The sequence below is a fragment of the Sandaracinobacteroides sp. genome (assembly GCF_057137845.1).
Window position 1 is genome coordinate 1 of record NZ_DBNHFX010000118.1, and the last position, 21591, is coordinate 21591.

Annotated in this window: 22 protein-coding genes; 12 read left to right on the plus strand and 10 right to left on the minus strand. The window is 66.6% G+C overall.

Annotated features, from left to right (window positions below; genetic code table 11):
* Positions 1–236: hypothetical protein (locus tag AC16JP_RS06340; protein WP_484339761.1), on the minus strand; the 236-nt coding region annotated here is incomplete at its 3' end.
* 42 nt (positions 237–278) lie between these two features.
* Complete coding sequence (locus AC16JP_RS06345; RefSeq protein ID WP_484339762.1) at positions 279–1091, minus strand: CDP-alcohol phosphatidyltransferase family protein; 813 nt, start codon at positions 1089–1091, stop codon at positions 279–281.
* 131 nt (positions 1092–1222) lie between these two features.
* Here AC16JP_RS06345 and AC16JP_RS06350 point away from each other — a divergent pair, with 131 nt between their 5' ends.
* From AC16JP_RS06350 to AC16JP_RS06370, 5 genes are all read left to right on the plus strand, one after another.
* Positions 1223–2560 carry a CDP-alcohol phosphatidyltransferase family protein gene (locus tag AC16JP_RS06350; protein ID WP_484339763.1) on the plus strand — a complete coding sequence of 446 codons (1338 nt, stop codon included), beginning with the start codon at positions 1223–1225 and terminating at the stop codon, positions 2558–2560.
* Between the two features lie 61 nt (positions 2561–2621).
* Complete coding sequence (locus AC16JP_RS06355) at positions 2622–3746, plus strand: inositol-3-phosphate synthase (protein ID WP_484339764.1); 1125 nt, start codon at positions 2622–2624, stop codon at positions 3744–3746.
* A 40-nt stretch (positions 3747–3786) separates the two neighbouring features.
* Positions 3787–4479, plus strand: a complete 693-nt coding sequence (locus AC16JP_RS06360; protein ID WP_484339765.1) for a phosphocholine cytidylyltransferase family protein — start codon at positions 3787–3789, stop codon at positions 4477–4479.
* Positions 4476–5975 (plus strand): capsule assembly Wzi family protein, encoded by a 1500-nt coding sequence (locus tag AC16JP_RS06365; RefSeq protein ID WP_484339766.1) that lies wholly within the window; start codon positions 4476–4478, stop codon positions 5973–5975. Before AC16JP_RS06360 ends, AC16JP_RS06365 begins: the two co-directional genes overlap by 4 nt.
* 116 nt (positions 5976–6091) lie before the next feature.
* A complete protein-coding gene (locus tag AC16JP_RS06370) occupies positions 6092–6646 on the plus strand; it encodes a c-type cytochrome (protein WP_484339767.1) in 555 nt (184 codons plus the stop codon).
* On the opposite strand, the gene AC16JP_RS06375 is transcribed toward AC16JP_RS06370, so the two are convergent.
* From AC16JP_RS06375 to AC16JP_RS06395, 5 genes are all read right to left on the minus strand, one after another.
* Entirely contained in the window at positions 6647–7636 is a 990-nt protein-coding gene (locus AC16JP_RS06375) for an LLM class flavin-dependent oxidoreductase (RefSeq protein WP_484339768.1), read from the minus strand. It abuts the gene before it with no gap.
* 42 nt (positions 7637–7678) lie between these two features.
* Positions 7679–8875, minus strand: coding sequence for a CCA tRNA nucleotidyltransferase (locus AC16JP_RS06380; RefSeq protein WP_484339769.1), 1197 nt, complete (start codon positions 8873–8875; stop codon positions 7679–7681).
* Entirely contained in the window at positions 8872–9468 is a 597-nt protein-coding gene (locus tag AC16JP_RS06385) for a CoA pyrophosphatase (RefSeq protein WP_484339770.1), read from the minus strand. Before AC16JP_RS06385 ends, AC16JP_RS06380 begins: the two co-directional genes overlap by 4 nt.
* Positions 9452–10054, minus strand: a complete 603-nt coding sequence (locus tag AC16JP_RS06390) for a DUF1285 domain-containing protein (RefSeq protein ID WP_484339771.1) — start codon at positions 10052–10054, stop codon at positions 9452–9454. Before AC16JP_RS06390 ends, AC16JP_RS06385 begins: the two co-directional genes overlap by 17 nt.
* A gap of 65 nt (positions 10055–10119) precedes the next feature.
* Positions 10120–10647: a GNAT family N-acetyltransferase gene (locus AC16JP_RS06395; RefSeq protein WP_484339772.1), complete on the minus strand. Its 528-nt coding sequence runs from the start codon at positions 10645–10647 to the stop codon at positions 10120–10122.
* Positions 10648–10884: 237 nt separating this feature from the next.
* Between AC16JP_RS06395 and AC16JP_RS06400 the strand changes: the two genes are divergently transcribed.
* A complete protein-coding gene (locus AC16JP_RS06400) occupies positions 10885–11517 on the plus strand; it encodes a glutathione S-transferase family protein (protein ID WP_484339773.1) in 633 nt (210 codons plus the stop codon).
* On the opposite strand, the gene AC16JP_RS06405 is transcribed toward AC16JP_RS06400, so the two are convergent.
* The 3 genes from AC16JP_RS06405 to AC16JP_RS06415 form a co-directional block, all read right to left on the minus strand.
* Positions 11506–12153 carry a hypothetical protein gene (locus AC16JP_RS06405; protein ID WP_484339774.1) on the minus strand — a complete coding sequence of 216 codons (648 nt, stop codon included), beginning with the start codon at positions 12151–12153 and terminating at the stop codon, positions 11506–11508. The genes AC16JP_RS06400 and AC16JP_RS06405 overlap by 12 nt on opposite strands.
* A gap of 24 nt (positions 12154–12177) precedes the next feature.
* Entirely contained in the window at positions 12178–13350 is a 1173-nt protein-coding gene (locus AC16JP_RS06410) for an acetyl-CoA C-acetyltransferase (RefSeq protein WP_484339775.1), read from the minus strand.
* A 69-nt stretch (positions 13351–13419) separates the two neighbouring features.
* The gene (locus tag AC16JP_RS06415) at positions 13420–14028 is read right to left on the minus strand and encodes a cytochrome b (protein ID WP_484339776.1); all 609 of its coding nucleotides are present in this window, start codon (positions 14026–14028) and stop codon (positions 13420–13422) included.
* A gap of 177 nt (positions 14029–14205) precedes the next feature.
* On the opposite strand from AC16JP_RS06415, the gene AC16JP_RS06420 reads away from it, so the two are divergent.
* From AC16JP_RS06420 to AC16JP_RS06445, 6 genes are all read left to right on the plus strand, one after another.
* On the plus strand, positions 14206–14898 hold the full coding sequence (locus tag AC16JP_RS06420) for a response regulator (RefSeq protein ID WP_484339777.1): 693 nt from the start codon (positions 14206–14208) through the stop codon (positions 14896–14898).
* Positions 14895–15968 (plus strand): sensor histidine kinase, encoded by a 1074-nt coding sequence (locus AC16JP_RS06425; RefSeq protein WP_484339778.1) that lies wholly within the window; start codon positions 14895–14897, stop codon positions 15966–15968. The genes AC16JP_RS06420 and AC16JP_RS06425 overlap by 4 nt, the downstream gene beginning before the upstream one ends.
* On the plus strand, positions 15962–17074 hold the full coding sequence (locus AC16JP_RS06430) for an efflux RND transporter periplasmic adaptor subunit (RefSeq protein WP_484339779.1): 1113 nt from the start codon (positions 15962–15964) through the stop codon (positions 17072–17074). Before AC16JP_RS06425 ends, AC16JP_RS06430 begins: the two co-directional genes overlap by 7 nt.
* Before the next feature lie 8 nt (positions 17075–17082).
* Positions 17083–20154: an efflux RND transporter permease subunit gene (locus tag AC16JP_RS06435; protein WP_484339780.1), complete on the plus strand. Its 3072-nt coding sequence runs from the start codon at positions 17083–17085 to the stop codon at positions 20152–20154.
* The gene (locus tag AC16JP_RS06440; protein WP_484339781.1) at positions 20147–20446 is read left to right on the plus strand and encodes a DUF3240 family protein; all 300 of its coding nucleotides are present in this window, start codon (positions 20147–20149) and stop codon (positions 20444–20446) included. The genes AC16JP_RS06435 and AC16JP_RS06440 overlap by 8 nt, the downstream gene beginning before the upstream one ends.
* 11 nt (positions 20447–20457) lie before the next feature.
* Positions 20458–21591: TolC family protein (locus AC16JP_RS06445; protein WP_484339782.1), on the plus strand; the 1134-nt coding region annotated here is incomplete at its 3' end.

Below are 21591 nucleotides of genomic sequence, written 5' to 3' on the forward strand. Positions count from 1 at the left end.
AGTGTGTCGGGTTCGCGCAGCGTCGGCAGCCGCTCGCGGTTGCCCAGCGCCGAGGCCAGCGCATAGAGGGCGGCAACCGGCGTCAGGATCACGGCGAAGGCCTGCAGAAAGTCGAACAGGTTGCCGATTCTGGCCCCTTCGTGCAGCAGCCCCCATGTAGCATAGGCAAGCCACACCAGCGACAGCAGGGTGACGATCAGGAAAGACGTGCGGATCGACGTCGTTTCTTCAGGCATGCCGGTCCACTTCCCACTTCTCCCCTGTGTTGGTCCGGGCGGTTAACGGCTGGTGATGGCCCGGCTTTCTGCCTGCCGCAGCGCGCGCGCACAGGCAAGCGCCAACAGGGTAAGGGCGAAGATCTCCCACAGCCAGTAAACCATTGGAACCTGGAAAAGCGCCGTCACCCAGATGGCAAGCGTGCGGCCATTGGCGCTGAGCGGTGCCATGAAGCGGAACGCGCGGGCGGCCTGCGGGCGCCACTGTTCCAGAATGGCGTTTTGTTCAGCGGGCGCTGCCGACGCAAGCGCCGCATCGAGCGCGCGCTCGCGGTTGCCCAACAGCGCTTCGCCGCGATTGTAGATCCGCTCGACCAGACCGCCCGCCGCCGAACGGCGCACCGCCGTGAACTGGCCGCGGATACGGCGGATATAGGTTGCGCGCTCGCCCTCGTAGAACTGCGACTGGAGAGCGTGGCACACCCCCGCCGCCAGCGCCAGGCCGACTGCCGTGCGCGGATCGGGGCAGGTGAGGGCGATCGCCAGATTGACCGCGACGAACGCGCTGTAATCGGCGACGCCATCGAGCAGGCGACCGATTTCGCTGGTCTTGCCGGTGGCGCGCGCAAGCTGCCCGTCCAGCCCGTCCATGACGTGCCAGCCGATCATCAGCACAAAGCCGACTGTCGCGAACCGCCAGTCTGTCCAGTGGAGATAGGCAAGCCCCGCCAGCAGCCCGAACCCGAGACCGGCGCCGGTGACGAGGTTGGGATGCAGCCCCGCCCGGATCGCCGTCGGCAGCAGGCGGGCCGCGACCGGGTGGATGAACAGCCGGTTTGACGCCGGTTCGATTTCTATTGGTCGCGCGATGTCCATGTGCAGCTACAGTGCGTCAGCGCTGTTGCGGCTGGCAAGCGGCAAACCGGCGCATGCGACGATCATGATTGCAGAGGTTGTTCGGATCATCCCGTTGTCCAAGTCGGGATTGGCCCCTAAGAGGCGGGTGCATGGGATTTACTGCCTTGATCATGGTCGGAGAGGCCCGACCTCAGGACGGGCCTTCGGGCCTGGGGACGGTCGGGGGGATTCCCCTGCTCGAACGGCAGGTCCGCATGGCCTTGAAACAGGGCGCTGAAGCCGTGTGGCTGATGGCGACCGAACTGCCCGCCGATCTTGCCGCGCGGCTGTCCGTTGAACCGCGATGCTGGCGTCTGCCTACGGCTGGCGCGCTTGCCGAAAGCCTGCGCGGCGATTCGCGCCCGGTGCTGGTGCTGGAGCCTGGATTGCTGATCGACGAACGGCTGATCGGCGCGCTGATCCGGAATGCGCAGGCGCCGGCCTTGCTCTGCTTTGGCAACGACGCCCCGCCAGAGGCGCAGCGGCTCGATTCGCAAGCGCATTGGGCCGGGGCCGCACTGTTGCCCGCTGAAATGGTGGCGTCGGTTGCTGCCGGCCTCGGAGAGTGGGAATTGTCGGGCACGCTGGTGCGTGCGGCCATCGAATCGGGCGCGGACCGGATTTCTGTCGAGTCGGTGCCGGTCTATGCGCCGAACCGCCGTCGCACGGTGCCGATGCTGTGGTCGGTGCCGCGCGATCAGCAGGCGATGGCGCTGGCGACCGACAGCCTGATCGCCGCCGCGCAGAAGGGCTGCCTCGACTGGCCGGCGCGGTTTCTGCATCCGCCGATCGAGAATGCGCTGGTCAGGTTGCTGCTGCCGACGCCCGTCAGCCCGAATGCAGTCACGCTGTTCAGCGCCGTTCTGGGGTTTGCGGCGATGTGGCTGTTTGCGGTCGGCCAGCCTCTCTGGGCGCTTGCGCTCGTGCTGATCGTCGGCCCGCTCGACGGCGTCGACGGCAAGCTGGCGCGGGTCAGGCACCAGTTCTCACGTTGGGGCGACCTCGAACATGTCCTCGACAAGGTGCTGGAATATGGCTGGTTCATCGCGCTCGGCTGGTGGCTGTCGGCCATCCACGGCACGGCGGTCTGGCTGGCGATCGCCGGCATCATCATCTTCGCCCTGTCGGAAGCGGCGTCCGGCGAATTCTTCCGCCGCTTCACCGGCCGCCAACTCGACGACTGGGGCCCGTTCGAACGCCGGTTCCGCCTGATCGGCGGCCGCCGGAACACCTTCTTCTGGACACTGTTGCCTTTCGGCATCCTTGGCCAGTGGTGGCTTGGCGTGCTGTGGATTCTGCTTTATGCCACAATCACTTTTGCGGTATCGCACTGGCGCTTCTGCCGCGCCATCGGTGAATATGGCCGCTCGATCAGCGCCGAGGTGCGCGGCAATTTTGCAGCGACCGCGTATGATTTCTTGCCGAAGGGCAAGCCAGAGGCTAGGTGACCGCGCATTGCATTTTCATGACGGCGGTATGACCGTTCCCTGAAAGGAAGATTCACCTCACATGACACCGATCAATGTCGCGATTGTGGGCGTCGGCAACTGCACGAGTTCGCTTGTTCAGGGGATCGCTCACTACTCGAACGGCGGCGCCAACGACGCCATTGGCCTGAGCCACTGGGAAGTCGGCGGCTGGCGGCCGAAGGACATCCGCATCGTGGCGGCGTTCGACGTCGATCAGCGCAAGGTGGGGCGCGACGTGGCTGACGCCATTTTTGCCAAGCCGAACTGCACCACCGTGTTCTGCGACCATGTCGAGCCGACGGGCACCATCGTGCAGATGGGCGCCGTTCTCGACGGTGTCGCGCCGCACATGCTCGAGGCGCCGGAACAGCGCAGCTTCCGCGTGTCGGATGCGCCGCAGCCGACGCTCGACGAAGTTGTCGAGGTGCTGAAGCGCAGCAACGTCGACGTGGTGATGAACTACCTGCCCGTGGGCAGCCAGAAGGCGACCGAATTCTACGCCGAAGCAGCGCTCAGGGCGCGGGTTGCTTTCGTGAACAACATGCCGGTGTTCATCGCGTCGAACCCGGAATGGGCCAAGCGCTTCGCAGATGCCGGCGTGCCGCTTATCGGCGACGACATCAAGGCGCAGGTGGGGGCAACGATCGTGCACCGCACCCTTACCGACCTGTTCGCCCGGCGTGGCGTCAAGCTGGAGCGCACCTACCAGTTGAACACCGGCGGCAACACCGACTTCCTGAACATGCTGGCGCGCGAGCGCCTCGAGTCGAAGAAGATCTCGAAGACCGAAGCCGTGCAGTCCGTCGCCGAGCGGCGGCTCGAGGCAGACGACATCCACGTCGGCCCGTCGGACTATGTGGCCTGGCAGAACGACAACAAGGTCTGCTTCCTGCGCATGGAAGGGCTGCTGTTCGGCGGCGTTCCGATGAACCTCGAACTGCGCCTTTCGGTCGAAGACAGCCCCAACTCGGCGGGTGTCGCGATCGATCTGATCCGTTGTGCGGCGCTTGCGCGCCAGCGCGGCATCGGCGGCGTCATCGACGCTCCGTCGTCGTCGTTCTGCAAGCACCCGCGGCACCAGCTTCCCGATCAGGACGCGCACACCGACCTCGAGGCGTTCATCCACGCCGACGCACAGAAGCTGGCGGCCGGCACGCGCCACTGAGGCGCGGCAGCCGAACGCCCGTGCCCTGCGCGAACCCTGCATGACCGGGCCGACAGCGATCATTCTTGCGGCGGGGGCTGGCTCACGCCTCAGGTCGGTGGCGCCGGTGAAACCGCTCGTCGATGTCGGTGGCCGCCCGCTGATCGCCCACGCCATCGCGTCGATGAAGGCTGCTGGTGTCGGGCGGGTTGCGGTCGTCGTCGGCTATCAGGCCGACGCGATCGAAGCCGCGGTCCGCGATGCGCCATTGCCCGTCAGCATCGTGGATAATCCGCAGTGGGCCGATACGCCCAATGGCGTGTCGCTGCTGGCGGCGCGCGAACATGTGTCGGCTGGCAGCCTGCTGATGATGGCCGATCATCTGCTGTCGGCGCAGCTCGTGGCGCGGCTGATCGCGGGCGCATCGTCGCCGCTGGCGCTTGGTATCGATCGGCGGCTCGGGCATCCCGATGTCGATGAATCCGACGTGACACGGGTGCGCACACGCGATGGAATGATCCGCGCGATCGGCAAGCATCTGAAGGTCTATGACTGCTACGACACCGGCCTGTTCCGCATCGGGCCGGAACTGATGGCTGCGCTCGATGGTCTGTCGTCGCCCAGCCTGTCGGAAGGCGTGTCGATCATGGCGCGTGCCGGGCAGGCGCAGGCCGTCGATATCGGCGATGCGCCGTGGCTGGATGTCGATGATGCCCGCGCACTGGCGATCGCGAGGGCGCAATGGGCCGCATGAGGAACTGGTTGGGCGCGCTGTTGCTGCTGGTGGCTGCACCAGCCGTGGCCGATCCGTGGGTCGGGCCGGGCGATGCGCGCCTGCGGACCGACATCGAACTGCTGGCCGCGCATGGCTATATCCTTGGCCCGATCGACGCCTGGCCGCTGCCATGGTCGCAGATCAATCGCGGCCTCGACCGGGCGCGGGCCGACACCGCATTGCCGCCACATCTGCTGGCGGCAGTCAACCGGATCGCAGCCCTTGCCGAACACAACCGGCAGACCAACCATTACGAGGTAAGGGCCTCGGCGACGAACGAAGCGGCGCTGGTGCGCACCTTCGAGCGAGTCGCCCGCAACCCCGGCGAGGTGTCGGCGCTGGCGTCGCACGATCGCGGTGCGTTGCACGTCACGTGGGGCGGAAGCTGGCAGAGCGGCGGAACCGATGGCCGCCCGGCCACGCAGCACGGCAACGGCTTTGCGCCGGATGGCAGCTACGCGGCGCTGCGGATCGGCGACAACTGGGCGCTCTATGGCGGCTGGATCGATACCTGGTGGGGGGCCGGACAGGATGGCGCGATGCTGTTCTCGACCAGCGCACGGGCATTCCCGCGCATCGGATTCCGCCGGTTGGAGCCATTCAACATCGACGCGCCGCTGCTGCGGCGGCTTGGGCCGGTCAGCTTCGACATGTTCGTCGGCATGGCCAATGAACAGCGGGATTTCGACAATCCCCTGATCCTTGGCATGCGCTTCGCCTTCCAGCCGACGCCGTGGTTCCAGATGGGTCTGAACCGTGGCTTGCAGCTTTGCGGCAAGGGCCGCCCGTGCGACGCCCGCACCATCGGCCGGGCGCTGATCGGCTTCGGAGACTTCGACAATACCGGGACACTCGATGAACCGGGCAACCAGCTTGGCGGCTTCGACATGAGCTATCGCCGGCCGATCGGCAACACCGGGCAGATCCTGAAACTGTCGTTCGCCACCACCGCCGAGGATGCCGACAATATCCTGATCGAACAATTCGCCCGGCAGATCGGCGCAGGGATTTCCGGCCCGGTAGGCAGCAACGGCGCGCTGCTCGATGCGGGTTTCGAATATGTCGACAGCCAGGCCGCCCGTTTTCTGGGCAGGCTTATGGGCGGCCAGACATGGCCCGGTTCGACCTACAATAATTTCATCTACAAGGACGGCTGGACCTATGGGCGGCGGCCGCTGGGCCTGTCGCTCGATGGCGATGCGCGGGCGATGACCATGTATGCCGCGCTGACCGACAACCGAAACCGGCGCTGGAATCTGGCGGCACGCCACATCGTGCTGAACGTGGCGGCCCAGCCCAGCTATCGTATCTCGCAATCGCGCGAGGAGATCGTGCAGTGGGAAGGCGGCGTGAACTGGCCGACGGCGTTCGGCGACATCAAGGCAGCGACCCGGCTGCAATATAATGCGCCCAACACGCCGAACCGCGATCCGTTGCTGGTGCAGGGCGAAATCGGCCTGACTTCACGCTTCTGATCGGCCGTCTGCCTATCGAACGGCACGCACGCGTGACCGAACCTCACTATTCCAAGGCGTTGCAGCCTGCGCACCAGAGGTCTATCGAAAGGCCGCTCACAGAGGAGGTGCAGGACATGGTTAACAGAATTCCCCTCGCGTTCGGTTGCATGACGGCGCTGGCATTGCTTGCCGCCTGCGGATCGAAGCCCGCAGAAGCGCCGCCGGCCGAGACAACGACCCCTGCCGACACGGCCGCTGCCCCGGCCGAAACTGCTGCGCCCGCCGCCGATGCGGCTGCAACGCCCGCTGCGGCCCCGTCGGCTGACGCTGCGGCGCCTGCCGCAGGCCTCGTCACGGTAAGTGTCGGCGGGCTGACGGGCCATGCCGATGCCGGCAAGAAGGTGTTCAACCAGTGCGCGGCCTGCCATTCGATGACCGAAGGCAAGAATGGTGTAGGCCCGTCGCTGTTCAACGTGGTCGGCGCCCACGCCAGCCATTCGGCCGGGTTCAACTACTCCAAGGCGAACCACGCCAGCGGCATCACCTGGACCGAAGACAAGCTGTTTGAATATCTCCAGAACCCACGCACCACCGTTCCAGGAACGACGATGGCCTTTGCCGGTATCGCCGACCCGCAGAAGCGCGCCGATGTGATTGCCTTCCTGAAGGCGAACGGCAAGATTAGCTGATCAGCCGTCGATGGCGCCCGCCATCAACCGGTAGCTCTCCAACCGGTCGGCGTGGTCGTGCACGATGTTGACCAGCATCATCTCGTCTGCCGCATAGGCTGCCGCCTTGCGCGCCAGTTCCGTGCGGCAGGCGTCAGCCGTGCCGACGATCGGCCTTCGGGCGCCTGGTACCGGCGCGGGGTTGGTGTCAAGCCAGTCGATTGCGGCATCCGGGTGCGGGACGGCGATCTGCCGCCCGGTTGCCAGATGCGCCAGCATCATGCGCGACGGGGCCGCCAGCCATTGCGCACGCGCAGTGGTGTCGGCCGCGATCAGCCAGCAGCACACCGCAACATACGGGTGGGCCGCGCGCGACGATGGTCGGAAGCACTGCCGGTAGCGCTCGGCCAGTTCCGGCGTTTCGCCGGCGATGAAATCGGCAATGCAATAGGGAAGCCCCAGCGCACCGGCGAGGGTGGCGCTGTCGGCGCTGGAGCCGAGCATCCAGACTTCGGGCTGGTTCGGCGTGCCGGGCAGCATGGCCGAAAGGTGGCGGAATGGGTGGTCAGGAGGCAGGGCGCCATCGAAATGGCCAAGCAGTTCGGCCACCTGTTCGGGGAAGGCGTGGGGCGCACGCTGACGCCTGTCCTGCTGCAGGGCGTAGGCGGTCAGCGGGTCGGAGCCGGGTGCTCTGCCCAGCCCAAGGTCGATCCTGCCGGGAAAAAGGCCCGCCAGCATCGAGAAGCTTTCCGCGATCTTGAATGGCGAATAGTGCGGCAGCATCACCCCGCCGGTGCCGATGCGGATGGTTCGTGTTGCCTGCGCCAGCAGCGCCAGCATCAGTTCGGGCGAGGCCGACGCCAGTGCCGGGGTCGCGTGGTGTTCGGCCATCCAGAAGCGGTGATAACCAAGCGCGTCAGCAAGTTGCGCCAGTTCGATGCTGTTCCGCAACGCCTGCCCGCCGCTGCCGCCTTCCCTGATCGGGGACTGATCGAGAACCGATAACCGCATCCCGGCTGTATCCGACATTTCCGAGACCGAAGGAACTATGCTTCAGACGAGGCCGAGCACCTCTCGGGCGATCGCCAGCACCCGGTCGCGATCGGCCGGGAAACCCCGGTCGAGCCATCGCGCCTCGACTTCGGCCAACCTCCGCGAGACGGCCGGGCCGGGGATCAGCCCCATGGCGATCAGATCCTTGCCCGATATCGGCATGCGTGGCCGTTGCCATGTGCGCAACTGCCCAAGCCATACGGCGGCGCGCGGGTCCGCCGTCAGCAGCAGCCGGTCTGTCGCAGCATCCGCGCCAATCCGGTAGGCGAGGGTGCGGGGGTCTTTGGGCACCGCCTCGCGCGAGGCGCCCTGCACGAGTCGCGCCCGGTCAGCGTTCGAAAGTTTCAGCCTTGCAGCGACCAGATCGGCGACGGTGGCATCCGCAGGCAGCATCGCGGCCAGCCGGCGCAACGGATTGGGTTCGGCCTTCGCGTCGGCCTCGGACTGGATCAGCCCGCGCAGTCCCGGCAGTGCTGCATCGTCGATCTCTGGCAGGACCGGCCGCAGGATCGCCCGATCCAGCATGACGGCGACTGTTGGCGCGGGCGACGGCAGTGCCAGAAGTTTCAGCAGCTCGTCGCGGATCCGTTCCCGGGAAAGCGCCATCAGGTCGTTGGCGCGGGCGGTGCATGCGGCAAGCGCCGGTTCGTCGGGTGTGGTTGCGAAGCGTGCCGTGAACCGGAAGAAGCGCAGGATGCGCAGATGATCTTCGGCGATGCGCTGGAACGGGTCGCCGATGAAACGCACGCGATGCGCCGCCAGATCGGCAATGCCGTCGAAATAATCGAACAGTTCGCCGGTCAGCGGGTCAGCATACAAGGCGTTCATCGTGAAGTCACGGCGCGCCGCATCTTCGGCCCATGCGTCGGTGAAGGCGACTTCGGCATGGCGGCCGAAGGTCTGCACATCGCGCCGCAGCGTCGTCACCTCGTAGGGGGCGCCGCCGACGACCGCAGTGACGGTGCCATGCTGAAGCCCGGTGGGCACGGCGCGGATGTCGGCCGCCTCCAGCGCCTCGATCACTTGTGGCGGGGTCAGCCGTGTCGCAAGATCGACATCGGCGACCGGCAGCCCAAGCAAACTATCGCGGACGACGCCGCCAACCAGCCGGGTTTCACCCTGGTTTGCGCCCAGCGTTTCGAGCAGGCGCCGAAAGCCCGGCCGACGCCCGAGCGAAGCGACATCAAGCGCCGTCATCGGATGCGTGTCGCCAGATTTACCAGCATGCCAGCCGTTGCCCCCCAGATCGTTCGACCCTTCCATTCGATCACATAATAACGGCGCATGCGCCCCTGCCAGATCGCTTCACGCAGCAGATGGTTTGCCGGGTCCAGCACAAAGTCCAGCGGAACTTCGAAAATGTCGGCCACTTCGTCGGGGTTGGCCTTCAGGGCCGGGCGTTCGGGCAGCAGGCCGACGACAGGGCGCACCTCGTAGCCGGTGCCGGTGCGATAGGGATCAGACAGGCCGATCACCTGTACATCGGCTGGCGAAAGGCCAACCTCTTCATTGGCTTCCCTCAGGGCGGCAGCGATCGGGCCATCGTCTCCGGCGTCGATGCGGCCGCCCGGAAACGCCACTTGCCCGGCATGTTTGCTGAGGTTCGGTGTGCGGGTGGTCAGCAACAGGCTGGGCTGGCCGGTGTCGATGATCGGAACCAGCACGGCCGCAGGCACCAGCCTTGCGGGGCTGGGCAGGCCGTGGCCCGGGCCGATATCGCCATCGCCCTGAATGGCTGCCCGCGCCGGTTTGTCGAGACCAGTGCGGATCCGTTCAATCAGCGAAGGCAAAGAATGCGCCCCCGCTCCACAGGCCTAGCGGCCCGTCCGCCTGCTCCTGCTCGTCGAAGGCCAGTTCCGCCAGTTCGTAGAAGACGGCGCGCGTGATCAGTGCATCCAGCGCGCGCCCGCTGGTGCCGCGAACGCGCAGATAGGGCCGAGGGGTGCCGTCGGCCGCAGTATCCAGCCGAAGGGGGTTGTCGGCTCCGGCGAGGATGATGTCGTCGGTCAGCAGCCGGAACGCCAGCGAGCGTTGCTTTCCTTCGCCTTCGCTTTTCACCTCGACCGCCAAAAATGGCGCGTCCTCGACTTCGATAGAAAGCTTTTCGACCGGTGTGACCAGCACGAAGCTGCCGTCGTCCTCGCGGCGGAGGATGGTCGAGAACAGCCGGACGAGCGCCGGCCGTCCGATCGGGGTGCCGCCGTGATACCATGTTCCGTCGGCGCGGATGCACATGTCGCTGTCGCCGCAGTGGGTGGGGTTCCAGCTATCGACGGGCGGCAACCGGCGTTCGGCAACGGCGCGCGCGATGTCGGCCAGCGTTGCTTGCGCCAGATCCGGGGGTGCGGCCTGAATGAGCGGATCGTCGGTCGGCATACCATGCAGATGATGCCGGCAGGCGCGGGCGTCAAGCGCTCGCGCCCGTCTGCGGCATTGCTGCTTCAGGCGGCGCTGGCCTTGCCGGGGGCATCGTCGGTTGCGGCAGGCGCCGAGAGCTTGGCCGGGCCGCGTAGCCGATGGCCGTTGCGTGCGCGCAGCAACAGGCGTGCGCGATCGACCGGCCCCGGCAGCGCCCATTCGGCGGTATGGCGCGCGGAAAAGCCCCAGCGGCCATAATATGGCGCGTCGCCGATCAGCATCGCCGGCAGGTGCAGCTTGTCCAGTTCGGCGAGTGCCAGATCCATCAGCCTTGCGCCGATGCGTTCGCCCCTGCGATCGGGGTGCGAAACCAGCGGGCCAAGAAGCGCGATCTGGCGTGTGACGCCGACGCCCTGCCATTCCAGTTCCCAGCATTCGACGCTGCCGACCAGCTCTTCCCCGTCGAGGACGACGAAGCTGGCGCTGTCGATGCACTTTGCCCCTTCGCGCAGAATCGAGGCGGTGCGGCGGCGGCGCGCCGGGCCGAAGCAAAGATCGAGAAGCCGGTCGACGGCCTCGGGCGAAGTTGCATCATGTGGTAGAAAGTCCATGGGCTTATCCATGCAGCAGCAGGGTTACAGGATCATGTCGGTTAGAGAGATCCGGAGGCTGATCTTGCCTCCACCGGATGGCCGCCAGCCACCCGCCCGCCGCGCCCCCCGGATACAGCCGGGGAGGGCACGGCGGTCAGCCGCGTCGCATGTTCCGTTTGACAGCGTAGCCCTGCATGATGTCTGCGCTATAGAGAGGCTGGCGGGGAAAGGAAAGACCCCCGGAAAGGGCTGCTGATGAAACTCTTTGATATGTCGAAGGCGCCAAATCCCCGGCGCGTGCGCATCTTTCTGGCCGAGAAGGGCATCGCAATCGAAACGGTGCAAGTCGATATCGTGGCTGGCGACAACCTTCTTCCCGATTATCTTGCCATCAATCCGCGCGGGCTGGTGCCGACGCTGGTGCTCGATGACGGGCAGGTCCTCGATGAATCGCTGGCGATCTGCCGTTATTTCGAAGCAGTGCAACCAGAACCCAATCTGTTCGGGCGCGATGCGCTGGAACAGGCGCGCGTCGAGCAGTGGCAGCGGCGGATGGAACTGGACTTCTTTTTTGCGGTGGCCGCCGTGTTCCGCAATACCGCGCCCGCCTACGCCAACCGCGCGATGCCCGGACCGGGGCCGGCCACCCCGCAAAGCGCAGAGGCAGCCGAACGCGGTATGGCGCAGGCAAAAATCTGGTTGGACCGGCTGGAACAGCGGCTGAAAGGCCGCGAGTGGATCGCCTCGGATCGCTTCAGCGTGGCTGACATCACGGCCTTCGTGACGCTGGATTTTGCCAAGTGGGTGGGCCTCAGGGCAGGGCCGGATCATCCCAATGTGCAGGCCTTTCACGCCCGCGTGAAGGAACGCCCTTCGTCAGCCGCCTGACGCGTCATCCCCGCTGGCGTCGGCATCGCCTGCGCGCGGTTCGCCGGTCGGGGCTTCATCGGGCCGATCCAGCCAGCGGGCGCCATGTTCCTCGGCCAGACGGCCGACGTCTTCGGCGTGGTCGATCTGTTCGAAGCGCAAGCGGTCGATGCCTTCGTCCTTCAGGCGCCACGAAAGCACCATGCGGGGGGCAACGAAGCTGACTTCGGCCGGGGCCACCCGCATGTCGGCGCCGAACAATATTGCTTCGGCAACGATCCTGTCGCCCAGCCAGACCAGCGCACGGCGGTTGGTCAGCATATAGCGCGCCCGCGCCCGCGCGCTGGAACGCAGCCAGACGGGCAGGGCAATGATCGCAAACATGCCGACAAGCATCACCAGGATCAGCGGCAGTGCGCCTGCGTCGGGTTTGCCGGCGAATTCCGAACCGGCGAAATGCGGCCGGATCAGCTCGACAGCCAGCATCGTCAGCAGGCCCAGCAGCAGCACGAAGCCCGCAAGCTCGGCCAAGCGCCGCTTCTGCATGGCGGGCCGGCCTTCCCACAGGATGGTTTCGCCTTCGCCGGGGCGCGCCGGGATACCTGCCCGGGCGGCAGCCGCGTGCGCACCTGCCGCGATTGCTTCACCTGCGGCCATCTGGCTGGCTTCAGGCCGCATCTCTCAGCGTTCGACGGTCAGCGCGATCCCCATGCCGCCACCGATGCACAGGGTGGCAAGGCCCTTTTTCGCGTCGCGGCGCTGCATTTCGTGCAGCAGCGTGACAAGAATCCGTGCGCCCGATGCGCCGATCGGGTGGCCGATGGCGATGGCGCCACCATTCACATTCAGCTTGTCCGCATCCAGCCCCAGTTCCTGGCCGACCGCCAGTGCCTGTGCGGCGAAGGCCTCGTTCGCTTCGACGAGGTCGAGGTCGGCGACGGTCCAGCCGGCCTTTTCCAGCGCCTTGCGCGATGCCGGGATCGGCCCGAGGCCCATCACCGCCGGATCGACGCCGCACGACGCCCAGCTTTTCACCTTTGCCAGAACCGGCGCGCCACGGCGCCTGGCCTCGTCGGCGGACATCAGCACCAGTGCCGCCGCGCCGTCGTTCAGGCCCGAGGCATTGGCCGCAGTCACCGAGCCGTCCTTCTTGAAGGCGGGCTTCAGGCCGGCCATCGCGGCAACGGTCGCGCCGTCGCGGATATATTCGTCGGTGTCGACCACGACGTCGCCCTTGCGGCCCTTGATCGTGACCGGCGCGATTTCCGCCTTGAACCGGCCGGCGTTGCGGGCGGCTTCGGCCTTGTTCTGCGAGCTGGTGGCGAACTCGTCCTGCGCTTCCCGGCTGATCTGGTAGCGCTCGGCGATGTTTTCGGCGGTGACGCCCATGTGATAGCCGTTGAAGGCATCCCACAGGCCGTCCTTGATCATGGTATCGACCAGTTCCAGCGCGCCCATCTTCTGGCCCGAGCGCAAGGCCTGCGCATGCTGGCTGAGCGACATGTTTTCCTGCCCGCCCGCGATCATCACGGATGCGTCGCCGTTGCGGATGGCCTGTGCCGCAAGCGCGACGGCGCGCAGACCGGAACCGCACACCTGATTGACGCCCCAGGCCGGCACTTCCTGCGCGACACCGGCCGCGATCGACGCCTGCCGGGCCGGATTCTGGCCTTGCCCGGCAGTCAGCACCTGGCCAAGGATCACTTCGCCGACGTCGGCGCCGGTGATGCCGGCATCGGCCATCGCGGCAGCAATCGCCACGCGGCCCAGTTCATGGGCGGGCACGGAAGACAGGCCGCCGAGAAAGCTGCCGACGGCGGTGCGGCGTGCAGAGGCAATGACGACTTCGGTCATGATCGTTCCTTCCCGGAAAACTGGTTCGCCCAACCTCTAGTGTCGAATCCGGTGCAGGGCAACGGCCGGTCAGGCGCCTTGCGTGCCAGTGCCACCACGCCCTGCCAGCATGCGCCGCAGCGTATCGTCGCGAAGGAGGTAATGGTGAACCAGCGCCGCCACGGCGTGCAGACCGATCAGTGCATATCCGATGGTGCCGATCGTTTCGTGCAGCCCTTCAAGCTGTTGCGCAAGCGCTTTATCGGCGCCGATCAGTTGCGGCAGGTGCAGCCCGAAGAACGGAATCTCGCGCCCCTTGGCGCTGAGCGTCAGCCACCCCAGCAACGGCATGGCCAGCAGGAACCCATACAGGGTGATATGCATCGCTGATGCAAGCGCCGCCAGGTATCGCGGGGGCGTGGGCTGGATGGGCGGCGTGACACCGATTCCACGCGCAGCGAGCCGAAGCCAGATGATCGTGAATATCAGCAGTCCAAGCATGAAATGCCACTGCTTCATCGTCTCCCGGCCATCGCTGCCTTTGGGGAAGATGCCGCGAAATTCGATCAGCGCATAAACCGCGATCATCAGCACCAGCGTGAGCCAGTGCATCCGGATAATCGTCTTGCTGTAGGTGGTGGCGGGATGTTGATTGGTCATGGTCCCCTCCTGGAACAGAGGTGCCGCGCAGTCGTGCATTGCGGCTTCCGTTGTTCGAATGTCGTATAATTAGTCCTGTTTTGCAATGAGTTGTATTGTGTGCGACACTGTGTGCGTCGTCAGCTTGCGGTCAGTCTGGCAGGCTATTCTGGTGGCCGCCTGCCGGTGTCTGCGCAGGTGGAGCGCGATAGCTGCGCGAGGCACGGGGGGCATGGCATGCGGGTTCTTGTGGTCGAGGACAATGCGCGCCTTGCTGCATTGCTGGCCGATGGCCTTGGGCGGCGGGGGTTTTCCTGCGACATCGCCGCAAGCCTCGCCTACGCCGACGACGCGATCAGCGGCGCAACCTATGATGCGATCGTGCTGGATCTGGGCATGCCCGACGGCGACGGTGTCGAATGGCTGAAACAGCGGCGACGCCAGCAGCATCTGCCGCCAGCCATCATCCAGACGGCGCGCGGCGGTCTGGAGGACAGGGTGACGGGACTGGACGCAGGCGCCGACGACTATGTGGTGAAACCGGTCGAAATCGACGAGCTGGCGGCGCGTATCCGGGCGCTGTTGCGCCGGCCAGGGCCACGCGCGCCAGTCTCTCTGGAGGCCGGGCGTCTGCGATTCGACACATCCACCCGGATCGCCAGCGCCGACGGGCGCACATTCGACTTGTCGCGCCGCGAGGCGGGCTTGCTGGAACTGCTGATGCGGCGCGCCGGAAGCGTCGTCCGCCGCGAGGCGATCGAGGATGCGCTCTACAGCTTCAACGAGCCGGTAACATCGAACGCGGTCGAGGCGGCGATGTCGCGGCTGCGCCGTCGGCTGGACGAAGCGGGCGCCGGCGGCCTGCTGCATACCATTCGCGGCGTCGGTTACATGCTGAAGGACGATATGCCGAAGGACGGCGGCCAATGACGCACAGGCGCTCGGTGACACGGCGGCTGAAGCAGGGGCTGGGGCTGGTCACGCTGGTCGGGATGGTGCTGCTGCTGGCAGCCGTCGCCTTCTTTTACTGGAAGCCGCTCAGCGCACTTCCCGCGCCCGAGGCCGCCCGGCTGTCTGTCGTCGAGATGCTGGACCATGTGGCCCTGCCGCTGGCGGTGCTGATGGGACCGGTGGTCTATGTAGCGCTGAGCGTGATCCGGCAGGCCTTCCGCCCGCTGGAGGAAGCCGCCGAGCAGATCGAGGCGGCGCGCGGCCATGAGCGCGGTTTTCGTATCGACGGTTCGCGTATGCCGACCGAGGCGCTGCCGTTCGTCGATGCGGTGAACGATCTTCTGGGCAGGCTCGACAATGCAGCCCATCGGCACGAAGCGTTCGCTGCCGACGTTGCGCACGAACTGCGCACGCCGCTTGCAGTGCTGTCGCTCGAACTCGACCGGCTGGAGCATGGCGGGGTAGGGTCGGCCGACGCCGCCCGCCTGAAGGCGGATGTGGCCTCCATGCGGAGGCTGGTCGAACAACTGATGCTGCTGGCGCAGGTCGATGCGGCTGCTGCCGCCCAGATGGCATGGGAGGAAGTCGCGCTTGCAGCGGTGGCGGCGGATGTCGTCGAACTGATGGCGCCGTCGATCATTGCATCGGGCCGAACCATCGCGCTGGAAGCAGGCGACGAAGCGATCACCGTGCGGGGGCGGCGCGAGGCCATCGCAGCGGCGTTGCGCAATCTGATCGAAAACGCCGCCCGCGCAACACCCGAGGGTGGATCGATCCGGGTGCGTATCGATGCCGCAGGGCGGATCGTCGTTGCCGACGACGGGCCGGGCCTTGCCCCTGAACGTCTGCGCGACCTTGTGCAGCGGCACCGGCGAGCCGATCACGCCAGCCGCGACGGCGCAGGCCTTGGCCTTGCGATCGTCGACCGCATCATGGCGGCGCACGGCGGCGTGCTGGAAACCCGGCCGGAAGCGCGCGAACTGGTGCTTTGTTTCGGCCACGGTGTCAGGGATCCGTCAGCTTCGGCCGCTAGCTGGGCCGCATGTTGAAACGGAACCATCTGCTGGCGGCTGCTGCGACGATCCTGCTGGCAGGAGCCGGCCTGTGGTGGTGGAATGGCCAACGTGGCGACGATGCGCCTGCACCGGCTGACGCTGCTGCTGCAAAGACGCCCGCCGGACTGCTGGCCGTCGATCCGGCGCACGCCAAACAACTGGGCATCGAGGCCCAGCCCGCAGAAGCGGCTGCCGAAATGCCGCTTGCCACCATCCCCGCGCAAATCCAGCCGCCTGCAAACGCACGGGTTGCGGTTGCAGCCACCTTCCCCGGTGTCGTGCTGCGCACCCTCGTCGTCGAGGGGGATGCCGTCCGGCAGGGGCAGCCGATGGCCGTTATTTCCAGCCGCGACGTGCTGACCATGGGGGCCGAGCGCAAGCGGGCCGCCGCGCGCATGGGGGTGGCGCGTTCCAACGCCGCCCGGTTGGGGCAGCTTTCGCGTGAAGGCATCATCGCCGCCGCCCGCGCCGACGAAGCCGATGCAGCCCTTGCCGAAGCCGAGGCCGATTTCAGTGAGAAGTCGCGCATCCTGAACGCAGTTCACGCCGATGGAACGGCCGGAACCTACACACTGGTTGCACCGATCGCAGGCCGGGTAACAGCTGCTGCAATCCACGCCGGAGACCCGCTGGACGGCACGACCGCGCCCTTCGTCGTCGATGCGGCGCATCGCTATGAGGTGGCGGGGCAACTGCCGGGGCGGCTGGTGGGCGCAGTGCGGCCGGGCATGGTGGCCCGCGTCGGCGAAGTGCGCGGGCAGGTGACGGCGGTTGGCACCACGATCGATCCTGAAACCCGTTCCGCCAGCCTGAAGGCTGCGGTTCCTGCCGGGCCGGGGCTGATTTCGGGTGGCGCGACGAGCGTTACCATTCTGGGGTCTGCGCCCTCGGGCGCGGTCTCGCTGCCGGTGGCGGCGGTCACGACGCTTGATGGCAAAACCGTCGTGTTCGTCGAACGCGAAGGCGGGTTTTCCGTTCGCGATGTGAAGGTGGCCGCCGCCGATCGCGGCACGGTCGTCGTGCTTTCGGGCCTCTCGTCCGGCGAGCGTGTGGCGATCTCCGGCGTCAGCGCGCTGAAGTCGCTGGCGCTCGGGCAATAGGGGCGCACATGCTCGGCAGACTTGTTGCTGTTGCGCTGTCGTGGCGCGTGCTGGTGCTGGCGATTGCCGCATGTGTGGCGGCGCTGGGCGCGTGGGCGTTCGCCAACCTTCCGGTCGATGCCTATCCCGACATCGCGCCCGCGCAGGTGAAGATCATCCTGAAGGCGCCCGGCATGACGCCCGAGGAGGTGGAAAGCCGTATCATCGCGCCGATCGAGATGGAGATGCTGGGCCTGCCACGGCAGTCGATCCTGCGGTCGATGGCGAAATATGCGATTGCCGACATCACCATCGATTTCGCCGAAGGCACGGATATCTACTGGGCGCGCCAGCAGGTGGCGGAACGCCTGTCGGGCGTGATGGCCGACTTGCCGGGATCGGTCAGCGGCGGGCTGGCGCCCATCTCGACACCGCTTTCCGACATCTACATGTTCACCATCGAAGGCCCGCTGTCGTTGGCCGAGAAGCGCGAACTGCTGGACTGGACGATCCGCCCGGCGCTGCGCACGGTGCCGGGCGTCGCCGATGTGAATGCGCTGGGCGGCTTTGTGCGCACCTTTGAAGTGCGCCCCGATCCGGTGGCGATGGCGAGCGCCGGCGTTTCCGTCGACGACATCCGGCAGGCGATCGAAAGCGGTAATCGCAACGACGGTGCCGGGCGGCTGACCAGCGGCGAGGAATCGCTGATCGTTCGCGCAGTCGGCGCCATCCAGACCGAGGACGACCTGCGCGCACAGGTTCTTGCCAGCCGCAACGGCCGCATTCTGCGGCTGGGCGATGTGGCAACCGTCGGCACCGGGTCGCTGACGAGATACGGCGCAGTCAGCCGCAACGGCCACGAGGAAGCGGTCGAGGGGCTGGTTATCGCCTTGCGTGGCGCGGATGCCCGCAAGGTGGTCGATGGCGTGCGCGACAGGCTGATCGAAATTCAGCGCACGATGCCGCCGGGCACGCATGTCGATGTGTTCTACGACCGGTCGGACCTGATCCAGCGCGCGATCGGCACGGTGGAAAAGGCACTTCTGGAAGCGACGGTGCTGGTCGTTCTGCTGCTGATTCTGTTTCTGGGTGACTGGCGCGCGGCGACGATCGTCGCCTCGGTGCTGCCGATGGCGGCGCTGATCACCTTTCTGCTGATGCGCGGCGCCGGACTGTCGGCGAACCTCATGAGCCTTGGCGGCCTCGCAATTGCGATCGGGATGCTGGTCGATGGCGCGATCGTCGTCGTCGAGAATATCGTCGAGCGGCTGCAACGCCAGAACCCGGATGCGCCGCCCCGGCTGAACCTGATCTATCAGTCTGCGGCCGAGGTGATCGCGCCGGTGTCGGCGGGCATCATCATCATCGTGCTGGTGTTCCTGCCGCTGCTTTCGCTGGAGGGGCTGGAAGGCAAGCTGTTCGCGCCGGTTGCGCTGACGATCGTGTTCGCGCTTGCGGGTTCGCTGCTTTTGGCGCTGACGCTGGTTCCGGTGCTGGCTTCCTATGTGCTGAAGTCGGCGGGGCACGGCGAACCCTGGATCATGCGTCGCATAACGCCGCCCTATCGGCGGCTGCTGGATGCGGCGTTCCGCGCCCGTGGGCTGGTCTATGGGCTTGCCGGGGCGTCGCTGCTGGTCGCGGCGCTTGCCTATGGCGCAGTCGGCAAGACGTTCATGCCGACAATGGACGAGGGTTCGGTGATCGTGCAGCTTTCCAAGCTGCCTTCGATCAATCTGGCGGAATCCGTCCGGCTGGACATGGCGGTCCAGCGGGCGCTGATGAAGGTGCCCGAAGTCACCGATGTGATCGCGCGGGTGGGCACCGATGAAATCGGCCTCGATCCGATGGGTCTCAATGAAACCGACAGCTTTGTCCGGCTGAAGCCGCACGCCGAATGGCGGGGCGATCGCGACTTCATCGTCGATGAAATGCGCCGTGCCGTAGAAGGATTGCCGGGGATCGAGCCGAGCTTCACCCAGCCGATCGAGATGCGCGTTTCGGAAATGCTGACGGGGGCGCGCGGTGATCTGGCGGTGAAGATTTTCGGGCCGGATACGGCGACGCTTGCAACCCTTGCCAGCCAGACGCGGCACATTCTGGCAGGCGTGCGTGGCGCATCCGAAGTGCTGACCGTCGCCAACGACAGCGTCGACTATCTGCAACTTGAGATCGACCGTGCAGCAGCCGGCCGCTTCGGCATGCCGGTCGACCAGTTGCAGGACGCGCTGCGTTCACACGTCGAGGGGCTGGACGCGGGCATCGTTTCCGAGGGGCAGAAGCGGATCCCGATCATGATCCGGGGCGACGAGGCGCTGCGCGCCGACCCTGCGTCGTTTGCCGATCTGCAACTGCGCACGCCGGACGGCGTGCTTGCCCGCGTGAGCGACATGGCCCGCATCACACGCACCGAGGGTCCGGTAAAGATCGACCACGAAAACGGTTCGCGCTTTGCGCTGGTGCAGGCGTTCGTGTCGGGGCGCGATCTGGTCGGCTATGTCGATGAGGCGAAGGCGGCGGTAGCGGCGGGCGTCAAGCTGCCGGCCGGGTATCACATCGTCTGGGGCGGCCAGTTCGAGAACCAGCAGCGCGCGTCGGCGCGGCTGATGCTGGTGGTGCCGGTAGCGCTGGTGCTGATTTTCGGAATGCTGCTGGCGACGCTTGGCTCGTTGCGCGCTTCGTTGTTGATCCTGTTGAACATTCCGTTTGCGATGGTAGGGGGGATCGTCGCGCTCTGGGCGTCGGGCGAGTATCTTTCGGTGCCGGCTTCTGTTGGTTTCATCGCGCTGCTGGGGATCGCCGTGCTGAACGGACTGGTGCTGGTCTCGTGCTTCCGGCAGCTTCGCAGCGAAGGACTTTCGATGCACGACGCCGTGCGCCAGGGCGCCGAACGACGGTTGCGCCCCGTGCTGATGACGGCCAGCATCACCGCCTTCGGGCTGGTGCCGCTGCTGTTCGCCAGCGGTCCGGGTTCTGAAATCCAGCGGCCGCTGGCGATCGTCGTGATCGGCGGTTTGCTTTCCTCTACCCTGCTGACGCTGATCCTGCTGCCGATCCTGTTCGAACGCTTCGGCGAGGGACGCGCGGAGGCAATCGATGGCTGACGTGCTGATCAGCATGGCCTGCGCCGCCGAAGATGCCGAAGCCGTGGCGGCGGCGCTGCGGGCGGCCTGTGTCGCGCCGGTGCACATCCGGACAGACGCCGTCCTTGGGCGGGACTATTCCGACGCAGGCACCGCCGAGCAGGTGACGGGACGGCTCGAACGCACCGTCCTCGAACTGATCGTCGCCGAGGAAACGGCGGAAGCAATCGTCGAGGCGGCGGCAGGGGCAAGGCGCCGGCTTCCCATCCGTTGGCACATGACGGCTGTTCTGAAACGCGGGAGGGTCGAGTGACGGGAACCATCATGCGACCGCTGCCGGTCCGTTTGCTGCCGGTCCGTTTGCTGCTGGCCGGATTGCTGCTGTCGGCGTCGGTTGCGATGGCGCGGCCCGATCTTCCGCCCGAGGACAAGGTGATGGAGGCGCTCGACAATCATCCGGACGTTGCGTCTGCGGCGGCGATGGCGAGTGCCGCCCGTGCGCACGCCGACATGCTGGACCGGGGCAGCCACGAAATCACGCTTTCAGGCACATATTCGCGGCGCAGCATCGACCGGGAAGGGCGCTTCAACGAGTTCGACGGCAGCGCGACGCGCGCGTTTCGCCTGCCGGGGAAAGCCGCGCTTGACCGCGAGGCAGGGCGGCTTGGGGTCGAAGCAGCGGACAACCGCACCGCCGACGCCCGGCACCAGACGGCGCTGCTGCTGTCGGGCTTCTGGCACGACTGGCTTGCCGCAGGTGCGCTGCACGCGAACGACGGCGAGGCTGTCAAGTGGAGCGAGGCCGCACTGAAGGCAGTCCGCCGGCGGACCGAGATGCGCGATGCTTCGTCGCTCGACATCGATCTGGCGACGGCGGCACTGGCCGAAGCGCAGGCGCGGGCAGCGGATTCGCTTGCCCTTCGCGAACATGCGCGGGCGCTGCTTGCGGCAAGCTTCCCGGAAATCCCCCTGCCCGCATCGCCGCCAGAGCTGTATCTGCCCGAACTGCCGCCGCAGGATCTGCAATCGTTGCGCGATCAGGTGATCGAGAACAGCCATGAAATCCGCGCAGCCGAGCGCGAGGCCGAACGCATGGGGGTGGTCGCGCGGCGGGCGAGCGCCGACCGCATCGCCGACCCGTCGTTCGGCGTGCGGCTGTTCAGCGAACGCGGCGGAGAAGAACGTGGCGCCGGGCTGATCGCCTCGATCCCGCTGGGCGGCGGATATCGGCGTGCGGCGTCGGATCAGGCCGCCGCCGAGGCCAATGCGGCACGGATGGGCCTGGTGGCTGCCATCCGCGCGACGACTGCAACTGCGGATTCGGATCTGACGAACGCCCGCATGCGGCTGGATGGGTGGCGGCGGGCACAGGAATCCGCTGCCGCTGCAACCGAAGCCGAGCGGCGCACCGAGCGCGGATACCAGTTGGGCGAGATCGACCTTGCCGATCTGCTGATT